Source organism: Pantoea sp. X-Soil-ISGK-275, assembly GCF_059730795.1.
The window spans coordinates 3,526,019-3,540,963 of sequence record NZ_AP035976.1 but is presented as its reverse complement, the minus strand read 5'-3'; the positions used below and the strand labels follow the sequence as shown (position 1 = coordinate 3,540,963).

The following is a 14,945-nucleotide window of genomic DNA, read 5'->3' as shown; positions in this document are numbered from 1 at the left end:
AATCGATCAATCCTGGTGAATGGTGGCTTTCAGCCAAAACGTGGCGTAACCGTTGGCGGCCAACGGACGCAGTTCATACTCCAGCGGTTCGCTGACGTCGCGCGCCAGCGTTAATAATCCAATGTTGGCCCCTTTGCTGGTGGCGGGGCTCTCGGCACGCAATCCCACGCGATACGCCTGTTTGATCTCTTCGTTGCTCATGGTGCGCAGCAAATCGAGCCAGTAGCGCAGCTGCTGGCAGGCGACTTCATCCACCTGATTGCTGCTCTCCAGCACGTAGTTGTCGCCTTCAACGTGCAGCGTCACCGTGCCGAAGCGGAAATCCTGCTCGGCGTGACTGGTGCTGCGGCTGTCTTGTGAATAGCGCAGGATGTTTTGCACGATCTCGACAAAGCTGGAGAACAAGCGACGCCGAACTTTGACCGGCGCCTGCTGATTCTCAAGAAACACTTTGATCACTTCGCCCATCGCAGTGATGTTCTGCGGCGAAAAGAGGCCGGTGTAGTGCAGCGCCACGCTGTCGGGTGGGACGCGGCTGAGGTTCGAAGCTGGTGTCATAACGTGACTCTAATAGCGGAAGCCAAACCAGGTGACGTCATCGCGTCGCGGCTGGTTGCCTTGCCAACGAAGAAATTCCTGCTCGAATGCCGTGGAAAGCGCCGGCATCGGCAGCGTTTGATAATGATTCAGCAGCGTCTGGATGCGCTTTTTGCCAAACATAATGTGACGTTCACCGCCGGGCTGATCGGTGACGCCATCGGTCATCACCAGCAGCATGTCGCCGGGATTGAGCGTGCGTTGCTGCTGCGGCCAGACGTAATCCTGCGGCGTATCGGTATAGCCAACGCCAACGCGGTCGGCCTTCAGCGATTCCGCCTCGCCGCCAGCGCTATGCAGCAGCGCGTGCATGCGCGCGCTCGACCATGAAAGCTGATGATTTTCGCTATCCAGACGCAGCGCGATGGCATCGCAACCGTCGTTCGACAGCGAGGTTTGCTGTGAAGCGTTGAGCTGGCCAAGGGTTTGCTTGATATGGCGATTGAGCGATTGCAGCACGTCGGACGGCGCGCGTCGATTCTGCTGCAGCGCATTTTCCAGCGCCGATTGCAGGATCACCGTCATAAACGCGCCGGGAATGCCGTGGCCGGTGCAGTCGGCAATCAGCGCCAGCCAACCGTGTTGATCCTGATGAAAAGCGTAATAGTCGCCGCCGACGCCATCGCGCGGCTGCCAGTGCAGGCACCAATCGCTGAGCTGCTGCGCCATCTGCTGCCTGGACCGATCGAGCATCGCGTCCTGAATCACGCGCGCGTAATCGATGCTTTGCAAAATTTGCTGATGCTGTTGATGCTGCAAATCCGACACGGTGCGGATCAGATCGATACCCAGCCCGATACCGATGTAGCGGCCTTGCTCGGTGAGGATAAAGCCGTCGGTGACCGACTTATCGCCGGTCGCCACCACTTGCTGCGCTACCTGATCGAGCTCGGTGTCGGCATCGATCACCAGCGGCTCTTTATCCATAAAGGCGATGCAGCTTTTGCGATCGTAGAGTTCGCGGAAAAACGGGCGCGACATTTGCGACAGGAAGATATGGCGGTTGATCATGCCAAACGGCGTACCGTTTTCGATCACCGGCAAACCAATCAGATCTTTGTGCTCGGTAAACAACGCCATCACTGCAGTGTTGTCCATCGCGGGACTGACAAACGGCACGGCAATGCACAGCGAACGCGCACGAGAACGACTCGACAAGGAGGCAAGGCCTGCGCGTAAATCAGGCAGCTGCATAGAAGAATCTGACGTTGATTAGGAATTATCTTAGGTTACTGCGCCCCTGTGACACTTTTATGATCTGTTGGTCGCCATTCATGGCGACCTGGCTACAAATCACTCTTCCTTCAACGCCGCCGTAACGTGCCCAATTGCACGCACCACTTCACTGGAGCTGCCGCGAATATCCGCCATCATGCCGCCAGCCTCTTTCGCCAGCACCACGCCTTGATCGGCACGTTTCAGGTTCGATGCAATACCTTTCAGCGCTTTCTCCGCCAGCGTATGGTTCTGCTGCACCCTGTTCTCAATCTCGGTGGTGGCGCGGTTGATGTTGGCCGCCAGCGTGCGGACTTCATTGGCGACCACGGCAAAACTGCGACCATGTTGACCGGCGCGCGCCGCTTCCACCGCCGCGTTCAGCGCCAGCAGGTTGGTTTGATCGGCAATACGACGGATGCTCTCGACAATCGCGCCGATGCGGTCTGAAGACTCGCTCAGGTCGTTGATGTCGCCGGAAATACCGTGCAGCTCGCCCGCCAAATCATTCATGGTCTGCACGCTGTTCTCAATCACCGTGGCACCGATGCGCGTACTTTCGCTGGTTTGCAGCGCAGTTTTATACGCCTGCTGCGCGGCTTCGCGCTCTTGCTGATTCTTCTCCACCTGCGCGGTGACATCGGTGGCGAACTTCACCACTTTGTACAGCTCGCCGGTTTCGTTAAACACCGGGTTGTATGTGGCGCGCAGCCACACCGTTTGGCCGCGTTTATTCACGCGCTGGAACTGGCCGGAGATAAATTCGCCCTGATTCAGCTTGTGCCAGAAACGGCGGTACTCGTCGCTGTTGCGCATTTCTGGCGGACAGAAGTGGCTGTGATGTACGCCGATTACTTCTGACGCGCTGTATCCCATGGTTTTCAGGAAGTTGTCGTTAGTCATCAACACTTCGCCCTTGAGATTGAAGGCAATCACCGCCATCGAACGCTCAATCGCGGTGGTCATGGCGCGCTGCTCTTGTGCATCCATGATGCGCGCGGTGATATCGCTCGCCAGTTTGACGATTTTAATCACCCGACCGCTGCGATCCTGCACCGGCACGTAATTCGCTTCCAGCCAAATAGGGCGGCTGTGTTTTGCCACGCGCAGGAACTTATCGCTGAAGCCTTCACCGCGATTCAGGCGTCGCCAGAAGTCGCGGTATTGCGGCGAGTTGAGCAAATCTGCGGTGCAGAACATGCTGTGATGCTGACCAACAATCTCTTTGAGCGTGTAACCCATGCGCTCGAGAAACAGCTCGTTGGCGGTAAGGATCTTCCCTTCTGGGGTGAATTCGACCATGGCGATGGCATCTTGTAATGAACTGAGCGTTGCCTTGCTGTGACCGCGTTTTTGCCACGCAAGGCGTGACAAGATTCCTGATGCAATTGTGCTGAACATGGGGCGAACCTTATTATTGGTATAGGATGTCAGCACGGTTATCGGCACAAGAGATTAAAAATTCACCTATAGCAGCGATAGGTGAATAAATTTTTACCTGTTGGTCTGGAGGTTGCTGTAAAAGGCATCAGTCAGCTGATTTTTGCCGAAAAGCGTTTGACGGTGCCGCGCGAGTAGGGTTTAATGCGCCCCGTTGCCCGGATAGCTCAGTCGGTAGAGCAGGGGATTGAAAATCCCCGTGTCCGTGGTTCGATTCCGCGTCCGGGCACCAACATTCTGAAAACCCAGCTTATGGCTGGGTTTTTGCTTTTCTGCGTTTGCTAATCTCAACCACTGCCTCCTTTCCTTCCCTACACGTTGATTATTCAGCATTGATCGATACCAATTTATTTATCCCTGGCTAATACTTTTAATCTATTGTCCCCATATCTGCGAACATCATTTCAACGGCCATTTGAGTTCAATACTCTAATTCGATAAGAAGCCCCAAAATGTCCGCTAAGTGCCAGAAACGGACATTGCAAGTATCACTTTCTAATAAGAAGTTAACGGGTCATAACATGTGGACTTCATTGACTGCATTCCATCAATTCAAGCGTTTGACCATCGGGGCTTTGTAAATATATTACTCTGGTCCCCTGCAGGGGCCCTGCCAGGACTGTCTGAGGTTTCCCTGGCGTCTTCCAGCCATAGTCCGAAACTTTGCTCAAAAGCGTATCAAGATCCTCGACTATAAACGCAAGGTGAGCGTAGCCAGGAATGTAGGGTGCTGAGGGCTCTTCTGGCTGTTCAATGTTATTGTATTGCAGTAATTCGATTTTCATCCCAGCCAGTTCAAGCAAAGCCATTCGTACATCAGCACCTCTTGCGCCTGTTACTTCATCAATAATCGGTCCAGACATTTTTCCTTCGCGTAATACTTTACCTCCAAGAATATGAGTCCAGAAGAATAATGATTCTTCAACATTTTTAACTGAAAAACCGACGTGATTGGCACTTAAGATCATGAGATTACCTGCTGGGCTTGGAAAATTATCATCTAACTATCTTATATCCTGGTTTTATTTCTTCACGATAAGTGCCGGGAGATTTTCAGGGAAAATTAAAATTAAGTGCGGTCTAAATTATATATTTACGATTCATACACAACGACAGCTATGGCTGAAAGAAATATGATTGGCCATCTGCTACCTGTTTTCACACTTCTATCATAAGGTCTGTTATGCAATCAGAAAGCCTGCAAAAGATGTATCTTTCTACAAACCAGAACACTATCGCTAGCTGGATGAAAAATCGTGGGATTGGGGATAGCAAAAAAGATCACTATTACGATCCGCTAAAACTCGCTCTTGCAGCGGGCATTAAGCCTACTGTGCCAGATTGTGTCTCACAGCTAATTGATGAACTGAATGGTCTCACAAAGGATGATTCTCTCGCCGACACGCTGCCAACTCAGGGTTTTCATTTTACTTTCTTACCCCTGACCCTTCCCCTGTATAAAGTGAACGAACCATTGCCAGAGAAAGTGGATCAATTAACGAATATTTGGACCGAATATCACGCGAAAAAAATTATTATCCGGCAACTCCGGTTAGTCGCGTTGCCCAGTCAGTTATTGCTTGCTGGGATTCCTGATTGTTCTGCGATAGATATGCGCCGGTCGTTTTGTGAAAAAGTTCTGGATTCACAGTGGAATAATGAGTTGCTGACGCGGCACACCGGTGGCCCTTTACCCGCCCCCTTCTGGCACAGCACAATTCTGCGCTACCGCGCTGCTTTTTTACCTGCAACCGTGCGTCAATTTTTCATTGAACGTCAGGCTATGAATTTCGGCGATGTTGCCGAAGAACTTATATTGGCTAAGGTCAATTACAACTGGACAAAATGTTTTCCCTTGGAGAATTAATGGATACGTTGTAACAGCATGACAAAAACGTCCTTCCCGCATGTTCTGGCTTTAAAGGTGAGTGAGTTTGGTGCCGGTGTCTCCCGGAGAGGCGGCTATTGGACTAATTAACCTGCTGTTGAGATTATAGAAAGCCAGCCTCGTTAAGTTAGTGCAAAGGAGCCGGTGAGTTCTTTCACACCACAGCGGGCACTCTCCGAGCGTATTCCTGACCTCAGCTGCAATTGAAAACATGATAATCCTTCAGATATGAAAGGTCCTGCACGATGGCAAAAGTGGATAACGCTGTTACTGCAGAAAACGTGCAGAGAGCCGATCGCCGAAAAGCATGACGGCAAGTCCGAACAGCATGACAACCATACCCCCCAGCCTGAGTAACGAAACCGGACGCCGCAGTGACCGGGCCGCCGCCCAACCCCTTTGCCAGCTGGCTGTTCAGGGGCGTCTGCAGGGTGATCCCCAGACCTGCGGCAAACGCGATTACGTAATAGATCATACCCATACTTTTCATCCTGGTCAGTCGGCCTGCACCAGCGGTAGGAAGGTGTCAGCAAAAATGTCAGGCTGGTAGCCAGAGGCTGCAAAAAGGTGCTCACGCGACTCATCAATCGCCGCTCGTAGTCGCGCGCTGTCTACGCCCAGCACCTTACCGTTCTGTTTAACGATGCGTCCCCCAATCATGACAGTATCGATGTTGCTGCGCTCGGCGGCATGAACCACCGTGCCAAAGGCATTGCCGGACGGGTAAAGATTGAGATCACTGACGCTAATCAGCACCAGGTCGGCTTGTTTGCCCGGCGTCAGGCTGCCCACTTTGTCCTGCAGCCCTGCACAGGCAGCGCCATCAAGAGTCGCAGCTTTAAGAAGTTGCGCCGCCGGAAGCGTTTTCAGCGCATGTTCAGAATCGCAGCACTGCTGCTGATGCATGCCCATCACGCGCTGCAGGTAAAAGGCGACGCGCATCTCCATAAACATATCGGTGCTGTACGAGGTTTCATTGTCTACGCTCAGGCCAGGATTGATGCCATGACGCTGCGCGGCCTCAATGGCGAACATCCCACTTTCGATGCCATAGTGCGAATCTGAGCGCGGGCAGACATTAACCCGGACACCGGCCTCCTGGAGAATTTTCCATCCCCGGTCGGGCAGCGCCGTGCAGTGATTGAAAATATTATCCGGACCCAGCAGCCCCTGCTGATGCAGCGACTCAAGTTCAGACCCCATCTCAGCGCCAAAGAACTCAGTGACAATCGACAGTCCCAGCCTGCGGGCCTCGGCCCATAACTCCGGCTCCAGCTGAGCCATGACGGCGAGAGAGACCAGGCTTTCAGGGTTGTCGCTGAAATACTTATCCTGCAGACGCTGCCAGTTTCCCGGCCAGTGCGCTTTATCCCATTCGCCAGCAACCGGTGCGCCGGAAGCATGAATGGCACGAATGCCGGCATCAAGCAAGGCTTCGACGGCGGCATCGGAATGCGCTGCGGTTCGGCTGTTGTGTGAGTTATCGATCATCGTGGTAATGCCCGCGTCAATCGCGCCCAGCGCCGTCAGCAGATTGCCAACATAGATATCGGCAGGACGGTAATATTTAGCGAAGGAGAAGTGCGTGGCGTTGCTGTAGTCGTCCAGGCAGGTAGCGTTTGGGTTAATTCGGCGCAGCTGTCCTTCCCATGCGTGACGATGAGAATCGACCATTCCCGGCATGGCGATCATGTTGGTGGCATCAATGACCTGCGCACCCGGGGCTTCAAGGTGCTGGCACACTGCGGTAATCATTGAGCCGTTAATAAGAATATCACCGCGTTCAATGTTACCGACGTTCTCGTCCATGCTCAGTAGGGTAGCGCCACGAATCAACGTGGCCTGTGAAGTGACATTCTGATTATGAATAATATTTCTGATGTAATCGGTCATTAAACCGGCCTCTTTTCTGATTAATGGGGAAACGATACGCCACGCCATTGACCTTAAAAAGATGCGTAAAACGTTTTCATAATTCATAATTCCCGAACAATCAGACTAACTTCATCCGGGAGAAACACGATGGATCGGATTCAGGCTATGCAGGTTTTCACACGGGTTGCTGAAGCCGGGAGTTTTGTACGCGCTGCAGAAACACTGTCACTGCCTTCTTCCACCGTCACCAGTACGATTAAAAACCTGGAGAAATACCTGAAGGTGCGTCTGCTTAACCGGACGACAAGGCGCGTCAGCCTCACCCCTGAAGGCCTACAGTATCTTGCACAGTGCCGGGAGATCCTGTCATTAATAGAACACTCGGAATCCAGCCTTGCAGCGTCTGTCAAACGTCCTCAGGGGCGTCTACGAGTTGACATGCCCGGTGGGATCGCTCAGTTCATTGTTATGCCGAAGCTCAAGGATTTTTACCGACATTATCCGGATATTTATCTGATGATCGGTGTAAGTGACCGACAAGTCGATCTGGTTCAGGAGGGCGTGGATTGTGTGATTAGAACCAGTGAGCTCAATGACTCCTCGCTGGTTGCCCGACCGCTTGGCCGGTTTCGATGGATAACCTGTGCCTCTCCAGACTATCTCAATGAATACGGGATTCCCGAGACACCTGAAGAGTTGCTAAAGCATCGTGCGATCCATTATTTTTCCGCCTCGACCCGGCGCGTAAATGAACTGCATTTTGTTCGTGGCAATGAAACACGGTCTGTAGCAGTAAATGGAAACGCCGCTGTGAATGAAACGGGTCTTTATATAAAAATGTGTCTTGAAGGCTTCGGACTGGCGCAGCTTGCTGAGAATATTGTCTCTGAACATCTGCAGAAGGGGGCGCTGGTCGAAGTGTTGGCCGACTGGCAGCCGCCTTCAGTCCCGGTCACTTTGCTATACCCGCATCAACGCTTCCTTTCTCCCACGGTGCGTGCCTTTACTGAATGGATGACCGACATCCTTTAAAATCGCCGCTACGATGTCTGCGTGTCCGCTTAGTGCCCTAAGCTGGCGGGAAACACACATTGAATAACGATCAGAAGCGGTATGTTACCAGCAGGCTTCCGGTGGGTGATGTTTCTCGTTGCACAAACGGGCTATTGCGCGCATCTCCCGTTAACTGCGTAACGCCTGCTGCGGCAATCACGCTCCAGTCTTCATTGAACTTGTGTGTCCAGTCAAGATTCATCGACCAGGCATAAATTCCCGATCCGGCATCATATCGGATAAACCTTGATGCGGCCGATTGAGATGCACTGACTCCGTAGTAAGTCTGCATGTATTTGTCCGTCCCCCAACTGCCGGTCAGCGCCAGCGTTACCGTATTATTCGGTGAAGTATAAAGCGGGCTATGAATGCCAAAATGCAGTGCCGTGCCATTGTTTTGTTCAGAAAATGGCACTTCAGCCTGCAATTGCAAATTGAGCCAGTCGGTCACCCCGTATCCCAGGCCAAGCACACCGAGAGCCGAGCCTTTGACATCGCCCATACCACGCAAATAGTCGCTGCCATCGCTGAGGGAGTCACTGTCCACGTCGCGATCCTTACGGCCTGCGCGATAGCTCACCGCCGCGTTGTAATCAAATTTGCCGATGTTATTGCCATAACCGATGCCCCGCGTGGAGCTGACGAAGAAACCATTTTCCATGGTGTAATCAAGCACCAGGGAAGTCGTGACGCGGCTTTTGTCCGAACCAGAATAGCGTGGCGTCACGTTCGCGCCGCCTCCCACCGTCAACGCGTTGCCCTGATTCTGTGCTGCCGCCAGTATCGGGGTGGCCAGTAACGCCAGGACTGCGCCCGACAACATTTTTTTCAGGCTGCACCCCGTGAGTGAAAGGGGGAACTTATGACGCAGTGTGCTATTTCTCATTAAAGAAGTCCTTATGCATTCAAATGATTACGATGCAAGCGGGTTGTAACCGCCAGAACGTTCATTTTGGATGCGCCCGCTAAAGTTCTCATGAGCCAAAAATGAAGAAAGGGTGAAGCAACCACAGATGCTGCAAAGCTGATAGATTTCCTGATACCGTTTTTTTCTTCAGACGTTCTTCATTCACTGCTGATACCGTAACCATTGTGAAAATACTCCTAATTGAAGACGACCTGGATCTCGGTAACGGCATACGTATTGCCCTTGCAGATCAAGGGTTTGATGTTATATGGGTTCGCCGCAAAGAGGATGCGCAGCATCAGCTTGATGTCTGTGTGCCTGAACTTGTGTTGCTCGACCTCGGATTACCCGATGGCGATGGCATGAGCCTGATGGGGTGCTTGCGTCAGCAGCTTAAGAGCATTCCCGTCATCATCCTGACGGCGCGAGGCACACTGCACGATCGCCTTTCCGGGCTGGACGCGGGTGCAGACGACTATCTCGTCAAACCGTTTGTTCTCGCCGAGTTGCTGGCGAGGGTGAGAGCGCTTGCGCGCCGCAGTTATGGTTTTCAGAACGAGGCGATAGAACTTCGCGGATTATCACTGTTTGTGCCCACACGACGCGTGACCGTGAATGCACGGCATGTTGAGTTGACGGCAAGTGAATACGCGCTGCTTGAAACGTTGATGTTACGCACTGACCGCGTGCTGACTCGTAGTTTTCTGGAAGAAAGGATCTTCGGCGCAAAAGAAAATATGAGTAATGCGCTTGATGTGCATATGGGGAATTTGCGTCGCAAAATCGGCGAAGGCTATGTGCGAACGGTGAGGGGCGTTGGGTATGTCATTGATACCGTAGCCATTCAGAAGGGAGCAGGTTGATGCGAAATGTCTGGCGCCATCTGAGAACCCCAACGTTCGTACGGCGAATTATGGTAGCGCAGATGCTATTGCTCACTCTGCTCTGGTGTCTTTTTCTGACTTACGTTTTGTGGGAGGACTTACGAAGTCCGCCGATATTAACGGGCAGTAAGACGTACGAAACCATTTTTACGGTGGTTAAGAGTATGGACGATCGCCCGCAGGAGCGAACGTATGTGCTGGCTGCATTAAGTAAGGCAGTACGGGAAAATTATGGCGGCGGTGAAGATCCAGCACTCTCAATCAGCCTTATCGTACGCGAGAATAAAGAGATAATTTATGCCTCTGATGGTGCGCCAGTCGGAGTGATAAATAGCCGTTATGGAAAAATTGAGCGAGTGGAGAGTGATGGTCGCGCCTGGAACAGCCGTACCTTAAAGTCCGGGAACGCCGACACAGAGGTCACGCTTATCACCCCTGCTGGAGGCTGGAATTTCTTTATCTACTTGAACTCGCGTGGCTACTACGTGATGCCGCTGCTGGTATGCATTCCTTTTCTCTTGTTCCCCGCGTGGCTGTCGATCCGCATTGCAATGCGCCCATGGAATAAGGTGGTAAATGAAGTGTCCTTGCGCACGCCTGACGATCTCTCGCCCTTAAAAGCAGTGCCAAAGCACAGGGAGCTTCGTCAGATGGTTGACGCGGTTAATGGATTTCTTGCCAGGGTGCGGGAAAGCACTGAACGGGAGCGCGTTTTCATTGCCGATGCTGCTCACGAGTTACGTACCCCTCTGGCGGCGATGCGAATCAATGTTGAGGCGCTGGAGTCTTATGTGAGCAGTGACAGCCATAAAGAGTTGCTTGCGGGCATTGTTCGCAGCAACAGCCGTGCGGCTCGTCTGGTCAATCAGTTGCTGCTGTTGATGCACAGTGAAGCGCGCATTGACATGGTTATGGAGCCTTTGCCGCTGACAACACTGATACAAGAACGCATGGCCGGGCTGGTACCGCTCGCGGCGGAACGCAGGATTGAACTTGAATTTTACGCCGAAGAGGAAATCTGGGTGACTGGCGTCAGGGAACGGTTGATGTCGCTTATCGATAACGTAGTTGAAAATGCCGTGAAGTATAGCCCCTGGGGCGGGAGCATTGAGGTGGAATTACGATCCTTAAATCAATCCACGCAGTTACGTGTTTCAGATGCAGGGCCTGGCATTCCCGTTGAATTGAGGGAGCGCGTGTTTGACAGATTTTTTCGGGATCCTAACCAGATGCAAAGCGGGAGTGGGCTGGGGCTTGCCATCGTTAAAGCCGTTGCGCAGCAACACAACATCAGCGTAAGCCTCAGTACGTCGGCAGAAGGTGGGCTGATGGTTTCGGTTGATTTCCCAAATCACAAGTCCGCCTGAAAGCAAAGACAACGTTGATCCGCCCAGGCGGAGGGCCTTTACCTGAATGATGGAGTTAAACGTGAAATACGTTGTTCTTGCAAGCCTGTTAATTTCGCTCTCACTCAGCGGGTGCGCTATTACGGTCAGTGAACTAAAAAGCAGCCAATCCTCTTTTGACGGCAGTTTCGTGAACAAGGCAGGCTCATCTGATACTTATCGAACCCTAAGGTACATGGCAAGACAGTGCCTCGAATATGAGGCATATTCAGGAAATCCGGTCATCGTACTGAGCGAATTTGATGGTGAGCGCAAAGCAGGGGAGATTAATCAAAAGTTCCTTTCACAGGGATTGTTGATAAATAACACGCTAATTGAGATCGAAAGCCGGCATGGTGACAACGCACAGGTCTCCCTGTATACAACCAAGAACGTCTTGAGCACGGGAATTCGGTCGCCAAAGATAATTGATATCAAGCGCTGGGCTGACGGCGATAAAACGTGCTAGCGCGACACCGCGAAGCATCCCAGTTATATGACTTGCGCCACATTGATTAACACCGCAATTTTAAGTCATACCTTCATCAGAGGTGAGAGCCACTTCAAACTTCCGCTTCTCGACTGCAGACCCGGCGTTAATTGCATAGGGCGTTGGCAGATTTTTTCTATTTTGCCCATCGCGGCTCCAGCGATGGGCACCGCTTCGGCAGATTCGTGGAAGAATTGGGCCTGCAACCTGAGCGTATTATTTACGCCAATTACAATGCCCATCCTGTTACCAGGCTTCATTAACGCTCACGTGCCGTATTTCTTTTTAATAGATTTGAGAAGAGAACCGACCATTCTTCATTACCGGCTTTAAAATAATGCGATCCTTCACATTCGCTATCAGTAAAGCCGTCTATTTAGGGCATCATCCGGCGCAAAGTGTTATCCCGCAGAAAGTAGTGGTGGAAGATGGCCGCCAGCGCATGAAGACCGATCAGCCAGTAGCCCAATGGCGCTAACGTTTCATGCCAGCTAATGAGTGTTGACGCTGTGGCGGGATCGGGAATTGTTGCGACCGGCATATTCAGTCCAAACAGTGACCACTCTTTGCCGCGCAGATAGCGTGACGTCAGGCCCAGCACAGGTAAAACAATGAAAAGCACATAAAGCAGCGAATGTACGAGATGCGATAGCCCGGTCTGCCAGCGCGACACCGGCGGCGTTATGGCAGGGGTAATGTAGCGGCTGCGCATATACAGACGAGCAACCATACAAATCAGCACGCAAAAACCGGCGGAGAAATGTGTGATGATGACAGCATTACGCTGCCAGGTACCTTTATCTGCCAATCAGCGTAACTCAATTGTGGCGTAAGCAATGATGAGTAGTAGTACCGTTAGCCAGTGAAAATAGATTTGTGGGCGAGCATATTTGTTCAGCATTGATTGGTTCCTACCTGAAAAGTTATCTCACTATATCAGCCAATTCTTATCTCAAGATTAAGGGCTAAATGGCAATTGCCATTCATGGCCCAGTAAAAAGTTCCCAATCTGATTGATTTGCAGGCATCTATAGCACGGGCTATTAAACTTAGCCGTGTCTATAAGATGATGAATTTTAAGGTTTTTTTATTTGTTAATTTATGGCAGGATAGCGACCTATTAAAATCTAACGCTCTCTTTTTCCATTTCGAGAGCTGTCCCTGGAATCAGTTATGAGCTTTTATGCTGTGATCATTCTGGCTTTTGGTATGTCGATGGACGCTTTTGCCGCCGCCATTGGCAAAGGTGCCGCACTTCATCGTCCACCTTTTAAAGAAGTGCTACGCACAGGACTTATCTTCGGGATAATTGAAGCGATTACGCCGGTAATTGGCTGGGGTATTGGGCTTGCGGCCAGCCAGTTCATTATGAACTGGGATCACTGGGTGGCGTTCATACTCCTCTTTGTGCTGGGTTCACGCATGATCGTGGAAGGCATCCGAAAAGATCCAAACGAACCAGAAGTGGTTCAACATCGTCATGGTTTCTGGCTTCTTGTCACGACAGCCATTGCCACCAGCCTTGATGCCATGGCTGTTGGCGTAGGGCTGGCATTTCTGCAGGTAAACATCGTGGTAACGGCACTGGCGATCGGTGCAGCGACAACACTGATGGCGGCAAGCGGCATGTTGCTGGGTAGATTTCTTGGCGCAAAAATTGGTAAATGGGCGGAAATTCTCGGCGGCCTGGTGCTTATCGGTATTGGCAGCTCGATCCTCGTTGAACATCTGGGTTTGCTTAACTAAAGAACTCCCTCTCTTTCTTAACGCTATTTGACTCAGCAAGTAGCGATGTCAGGCGCGATGATTCGTGCCTTTCTTTTGGTAAATAATAGCCTGACATCGTGATATCCCTTCCTCGCTGGAACTTGACTATCATCCAAAGGACCTTCGCATGCTCATGACGCTACTTTACACCCTCTTTCCTGTCAGCGCTGCTGTAGCGGGTGCCGGTGCTGCGCTTTTCCGCCAGCCCGGCGAAAAAACCATGAGTCTGATACATCACTTTACCGCTGGAGTGATCTTCTCAGCAGCAGCTACCGAAGTGCTACCAGGGCTAAAACAGCATTCAATGATGGCAGTCATTGCCGGAGGTGTGACAGGTGTCGTTCTGATGATGCTTATTCAACACTACGGAGAGAAGGTGGCCAGTAAATCAGGCATGCTGATAGCCATCGGCATAGACATCTTTATTGACGGTTTAGTATTGGGCATCAGTTTCGCTGCAGGCGCGAAGACCGGCATTATGCTTACGCTGGCACTGACGCTTGAAATCCTTTTTCTTGGGCTTTCGGTCGTTGGCAATTTGAAAGCTTTGCTGGGCAGCAAAATGAGAGTGCTGGTTGCCGTAGCCGGTATCGCGCTCCTACTACCAATCGGTTCCATGTTAGGCACGCCGGTGGCACAATTGGGCGAGTTCTGGCTGACCTATTTTCTCTCATTTGGTCTCGTGGCTTTGCTCTATCTGGTGACAGAAGAACTATTGGTGGAAGCTCACAAAGGTGATCGTGATACGCCACTTGGAACCGCTATGTTTTTTGCGGGATTCATGATCCTGATGCTTATAGAGGAAGGGCTCTGAAACGAATATATAAATGGATGACTGCGACTTAATACATGATTCTAAATCTGCTTCTCATCCAGAGAAAAGGTCCGCTATTCGCTGTGAGCTGTCATTCACGTTCGTTGCATTAGGTTGAGGCTATTCTGGAAAAAATAATATTCTTTCTTAAAAGGATGTGAATCTGCCGTGTCGAATATCTTACGTGATCAGCAACTCTTTCAGCAGCGTTTCGCCAACCCCTAACGTATGCCCAACACGATCACGGAGATCCATCAATACACCGCGCTCTTTCGGCTTAATACCCTGTAGTGCCAGATTGTCGCCAACCGGGTTCAGTGGCGTATCGGCTGAAATCATTGATGACAGTCAGGGCAAAGACAGATTCTCAAACATCTGCTCCAACAACACGATGGCAAAATCCATGTAGAAATAGGCGTCATAGAGGGGTTCGATATTGGATTCACCGGTTATCAATACAGCCACCTTCCGGGCGAAATCGTGAGAAATGTAGGTTTCTTCGCCACCGAGTGACCTCCCCACGACAAGCGATACCAGAAGGAAGAATGCGCATTTAACTACCCAGCGGGCATGTGTTTGAGCCATTGGTAACAACCTCAATTTATCCTCGGAACATCATTGAAGGCTTGC

Annotated in this window: 15 protein-coding genes, 1 tRNA gene and 2 pseudogenes; 8 read left to right on the top strand and 10 right to left on the bottom strand. The window is 51.4% G+C overall.

Going from position 1 to position 14,945, the window contains the following annotated elements; genetic code table 11:
• Positions 1–6: 6 nt before the first annotated feature.
• From AC6I8A_RS16415 to AC6I8A_RS16405, 3 genes are all read right to left on the bottom strand, one after another.
• A complete protein-coding gene (locus AC6I8A_RS16415) occupies positions 7–558 on the bottom strand; it encodes a SiaB family protein kinase (RefSeq protein WP_497818784.1) in 552 nt (183 codons plus the stop codon).
• A 9-nt stretch (positions 559–567) separates the two neighbouring features.
• The gene (locus AC6I8A_RS16410) at positions 568–1,791 is read right to left on the bottom strand and encodes a SpoIIE family protein phosphatase (RefSeq protein ID WP_312665301.1); all 1,224 of its coding nucleotides are present in this window, start codon (positions 1,789–1,791) and stop codon (positions 568–570) included.
• Positions 1,792–1,890: 99 nt separating this feature from the next.
• Positions 1,891–3,213: a methyl-accepting chemotaxis protein gene (locus AC6I8A_RS16405; RefSeq protein ID WP_497818783.1), complete on the bottom strand. Its 1,323-nt coding sequence runs from the start codon at positions 3,211–3,213 to the stop codon at positions 1,891–1,893.
• Between the two features lie 195 nt (positions 3,214–3,408).
• Between AC6I8A_RS16405 and AC6I8A_RS16400 the strand changes: the two genes are divergently transcribed.
• Positions 3,409–3,484 (top strand) — tRNA-Phe (locus AC6I8A_RS16400).
• Positions 3,485–3,782: 298 nt separating this feature from the next.
• Here the strand turns inward: AC6I8A_RS16400 and AC6I8A_RS16395 are convergent.
• The gene (locus AC6I8A_RS16395; protein WP_256697404.1) at positions 3,783–4,220 is read right to left on the bottom strand and encodes a VOC family protein; all 438 of its coding nucleotides are present in this window, start codon (positions 4,218–4,220) and stop codon (positions 3,783–3,785) included.
• Positions 4,221–4,435: 215 nt separating this feature from the next.
• Between AC6I8A_RS16395 and AC6I8A_RS16390 the strand changes: the two genes are divergently transcribed.
• The gene (locus AC6I8A_RS16390; protein WP_256697402.1) at positions 4,436–5,119 is read left to right on the top strand and encodes a hypothetical protein; all 684 of its coding nucleotides are present in this window, start codon (positions 4,436–4,438) and stop codon (positions 5,117–5,119) included.
• 288 nt (positions 5,120–5,407) lie between these two features.
• Here the strand turns inward: AC6I8A_RS16390 and AC6I8A_RS16385 are convergent.
• Together AC6I8A_RS16385 and AC6I8A_RS16380 are read right to left on the bottom strand one after the other, a co-directional pair.
• Positions 5,408–5,621 (bottom strand): annotated as a pseudogene (locus AC6I8A_RS16385) (hypothetical protein).
• A 14-nt stretch (positions 5,622–5,635) separates the two neighbouring features.
• The gene (locus AC6I8A_RS16380) at positions 5,636–7,033 is read right to left on the bottom strand and encodes an amidohydrolase family protein (RefSeq protein ID WP_256697401.1); all 1,398 of its coding nucleotides are present in this window, start codon (positions 7,031–7,033) and stop codon (positions 5,636–5,638) included.
• A gap of 129 nt (positions 7,034–7,162) precedes the next feature.
• On the opposite strand from AC6I8A_RS16380, the gene AC6I8A_RS16375 reads away from it, so the two are divergent.
• Positions 7,163–8,047 carry a LysR family transcriptional regulator gene (locus tag AC6I8A_RS16375; RefSeq protein ID WP_256697400.1) on the top strand — a complete coding sequence of 295 codons (885 nt, stop codon included), beginning with the start codon at positions 7,163–7,165 and terminating at the stop codon, positions 8,045–8,047.
• Between the two features lie 70 nt (positions 8,048–8,117).
• Here AC6I8A_RS16375 and AC6I8A_RS16370 read toward each other — a convergent pair whose 3' ends face one another.
• Positions 8,118–8,954, bottom strand: coding sequence for a MipA/OmpV family protein (locus AC6I8A_RS16370; protein ID WP_256697399.1), 837 nt, complete (start codon positions 8,952–8,954; stop codon positions 8,118–8,120).
• Between the two features lie 206 nt (positions 8,955–9,160).
• Between AC6I8A_RS16370 and AC6I8A_RS16365 the strand changes: the two genes are divergently transcribed.
• Genes AC6I8A_RS16365 through AC6I8A_RS16355 form a run of 3 tightly spaced genes read left to right on the top strand, consistent with a single transcriptional unit; the run spans position 9,161 to position 11,713 of the window.
• Positions 9,161–9,838, top strand: a complete 678-nt coding sequence (locus AC6I8A_RS16365; RefSeq protein ID WP_265299096.1) for a response regulator — start codon at positions 9,161–9,163, stop codon at positions 9,836–9,838.
• Positions 9,838–11,226: a sensor histidine kinase gene (locus AC6I8A_RS16360; RefSeq protein WP_256697397.1), complete on the top strand. Its 1,389-nt coding sequence runs from the start codon at positions 9,838–9,840 to the stop codon at positions 11,224–11,226. Before AC6I8A_RS16365 ends, AC6I8A_RS16360 begins: the two co-directional genes overlap by 1 nt.
• A 49-nt stretch (positions 11,227–11,275) precedes the next feature.
• On the top strand, positions 11,276–11,713 hold the full coding sequence (locus AC6I8A_RS16355; RefSeq protein ID WP_372340038.1) for a hypothetical protein: 438 nt from the start codon (positions 11,276–11,278) through the stop codon (positions 11,711–11,713).
• 397 nt (positions 11,714–12,110) lie between these two features.
• Here AC6I8A_RS16355 and cybB read toward each other — a convergent pair.
• Positions 12,111–12,635: pseudogene (cybB, locus tag AC6I8A_RS16350) on the bottom strand (cytochrome b561).
• Between the two features lie 272 nt (positions 12,636–12,907).
• Here cybB and mntP point away from each other — a divergent pair.
• Positions 12,908–13,480: a manganese efflux pump MntP gene (mntP, locus tag AC6I8A_RS16345; RefSeq protein ID WP_436333308.1), complete on the top strand. Its 573-nt coding sequence runs from the start codon at positions 12,908–12,910 to the stop codon at positions 13,478–13,480.
• Positions 13,481–13,628: 148 nt separating this feature from the next.
• The gene (locus AC6I8A_RS16340; RefSeq protein WP_265299104.1) at positions 13,629–14,315 is read left to right on the top strand and encodes a ZIP family metal transporter; all 687 of its coding nucleotides are present in this window, start codon (positions 13,629–13,631) and stop codon (positions 14,313–14,315) included.
• Between the two features lie 180 nt (positions 14,316–14,495).
• Here AC6I8A_RS16340 and AC6I8A_RS16335 read toward each other — a convergent pair whose 3' ends face one another.
• Positions 14,496–14,654: a hypothetical protein gene (locus AC6I8A_RS16335; protein ID WP_436333309.1), complete on the bottom strand. Its 159-nt coding sequence runs from the start codon at positions 14,652–14,654 to the stop codon at positions 14,496–14,498.
• A gap of 9 nt (positions 14,655–14,663) precedes the next feature.
• On the bottom strand, positions 14,664–14,900 hold the full coding sequence (locus AC6I8A_RS16330) for a hypothetical protein (protein WP_256698478.1): 237 nt from the start codon (positions 14,898–14,900) through the stop codon (positions 14,664–14,666).
• Positions 14,901–14,945: the final 45 nt, after the last annotated feature.

Coding starts and splice junctions, on each gene's coding strand:
- AC6I8A_RS16405 (WP_497818783.1), bottom strand. CDS start 3,213: ATGTTCAGCACAATTGCATCAGGAATCTTGTCACGCCTTGCGTGGCAA.
- AC6I8A_RS16395 (WP_256697404.1), bottom strand. CDS start 4,220: ATGATCTTAAGTGCCAATCACGTCGGTTTTTCAGTTAAAAATGTTGAA.
- AC6I8A_RS16370 (WP_256697399.1), bottom strand. CDS start 8,954: ATGAGAAATAGCACACTGCGTCATAAGTTCCCCCTTTCACTCACGGGG.
- AC6I8A_RS16355 (WP_372340038.1), top strand. CDS start 11,276: ATGGAGTTAAACGTGAAATACGTTGTTCTTGCAAGCCTGTTAATTTCG.
- AC6I8A_RS16335 (WP_436333309.1), bottom strand. CDS start 14,654: ATGATTTCAGCCGATACGCCACTGAACCCGGTTGGCGACAATCTGGCA.
- AC6I8A_RS16330 (WP_256698478.1), bottom strand. CDS start 14,900: ATGGCTCAAACACATGCCCGCTGGGTAGTTAAATGCGCATTCTTCCTT.
- mntP (WP_436333308.1), top strand. CDS start 12,908: ATGAGCTTTTATGCTGTGATCATTCTGGCTTTTGGTATGTCGATGGAC.
- AC6I8A_RS16415 (WP_497818784.1), bottom strand. CDS start 558: ATGACACCAGCTTCGAACCTCAGCCGCGTCCCACCCGACAGCGTGGCG.
- AC6I8A_RS16380 (WP_256697401.1), bottom strand. CDS start 7,033: ATGACCGATTACATCAGAAATATTATTCATAATCAGAATGTCACTTCA.
- AC6I8A_RS16375 (WP_256697400.1), top strand. CDS start 7,163: ATGGATCGGATTCAGGCTATGCAGGTTTTCACACGGGTTGCTGAAGCC.
- AC6I8A_RS16340 (WP_265299104.1), top strand. CDS start 13,629: ATGCTCATGACGCTACTTTACACCCTCTTTCCTGTCAGCGCTGCTGTA.
- AC6I8A_RS16410 (WP_312665301.1), bottom strand. CDS start 1,791: ATGCAGCTGCCTGATTTACGCGCAGGCCTTGCCTCCTTGTCGAGTCGT.
- AC6I8A_RS16390 (WP_256697402.1), top strand. CDS start 4,436: ATGCAATCAGAAAGCCTGCAAAAGATGTATCTTTCTACAAACCAGAAC.
- AC6I8A_RS16360 (WP_256697397.1), top strand. CDS start 9,838: ATGCGAAATGTCTGGCGCCATCTGAGAACCCCAACGTTCGTACGGCGA.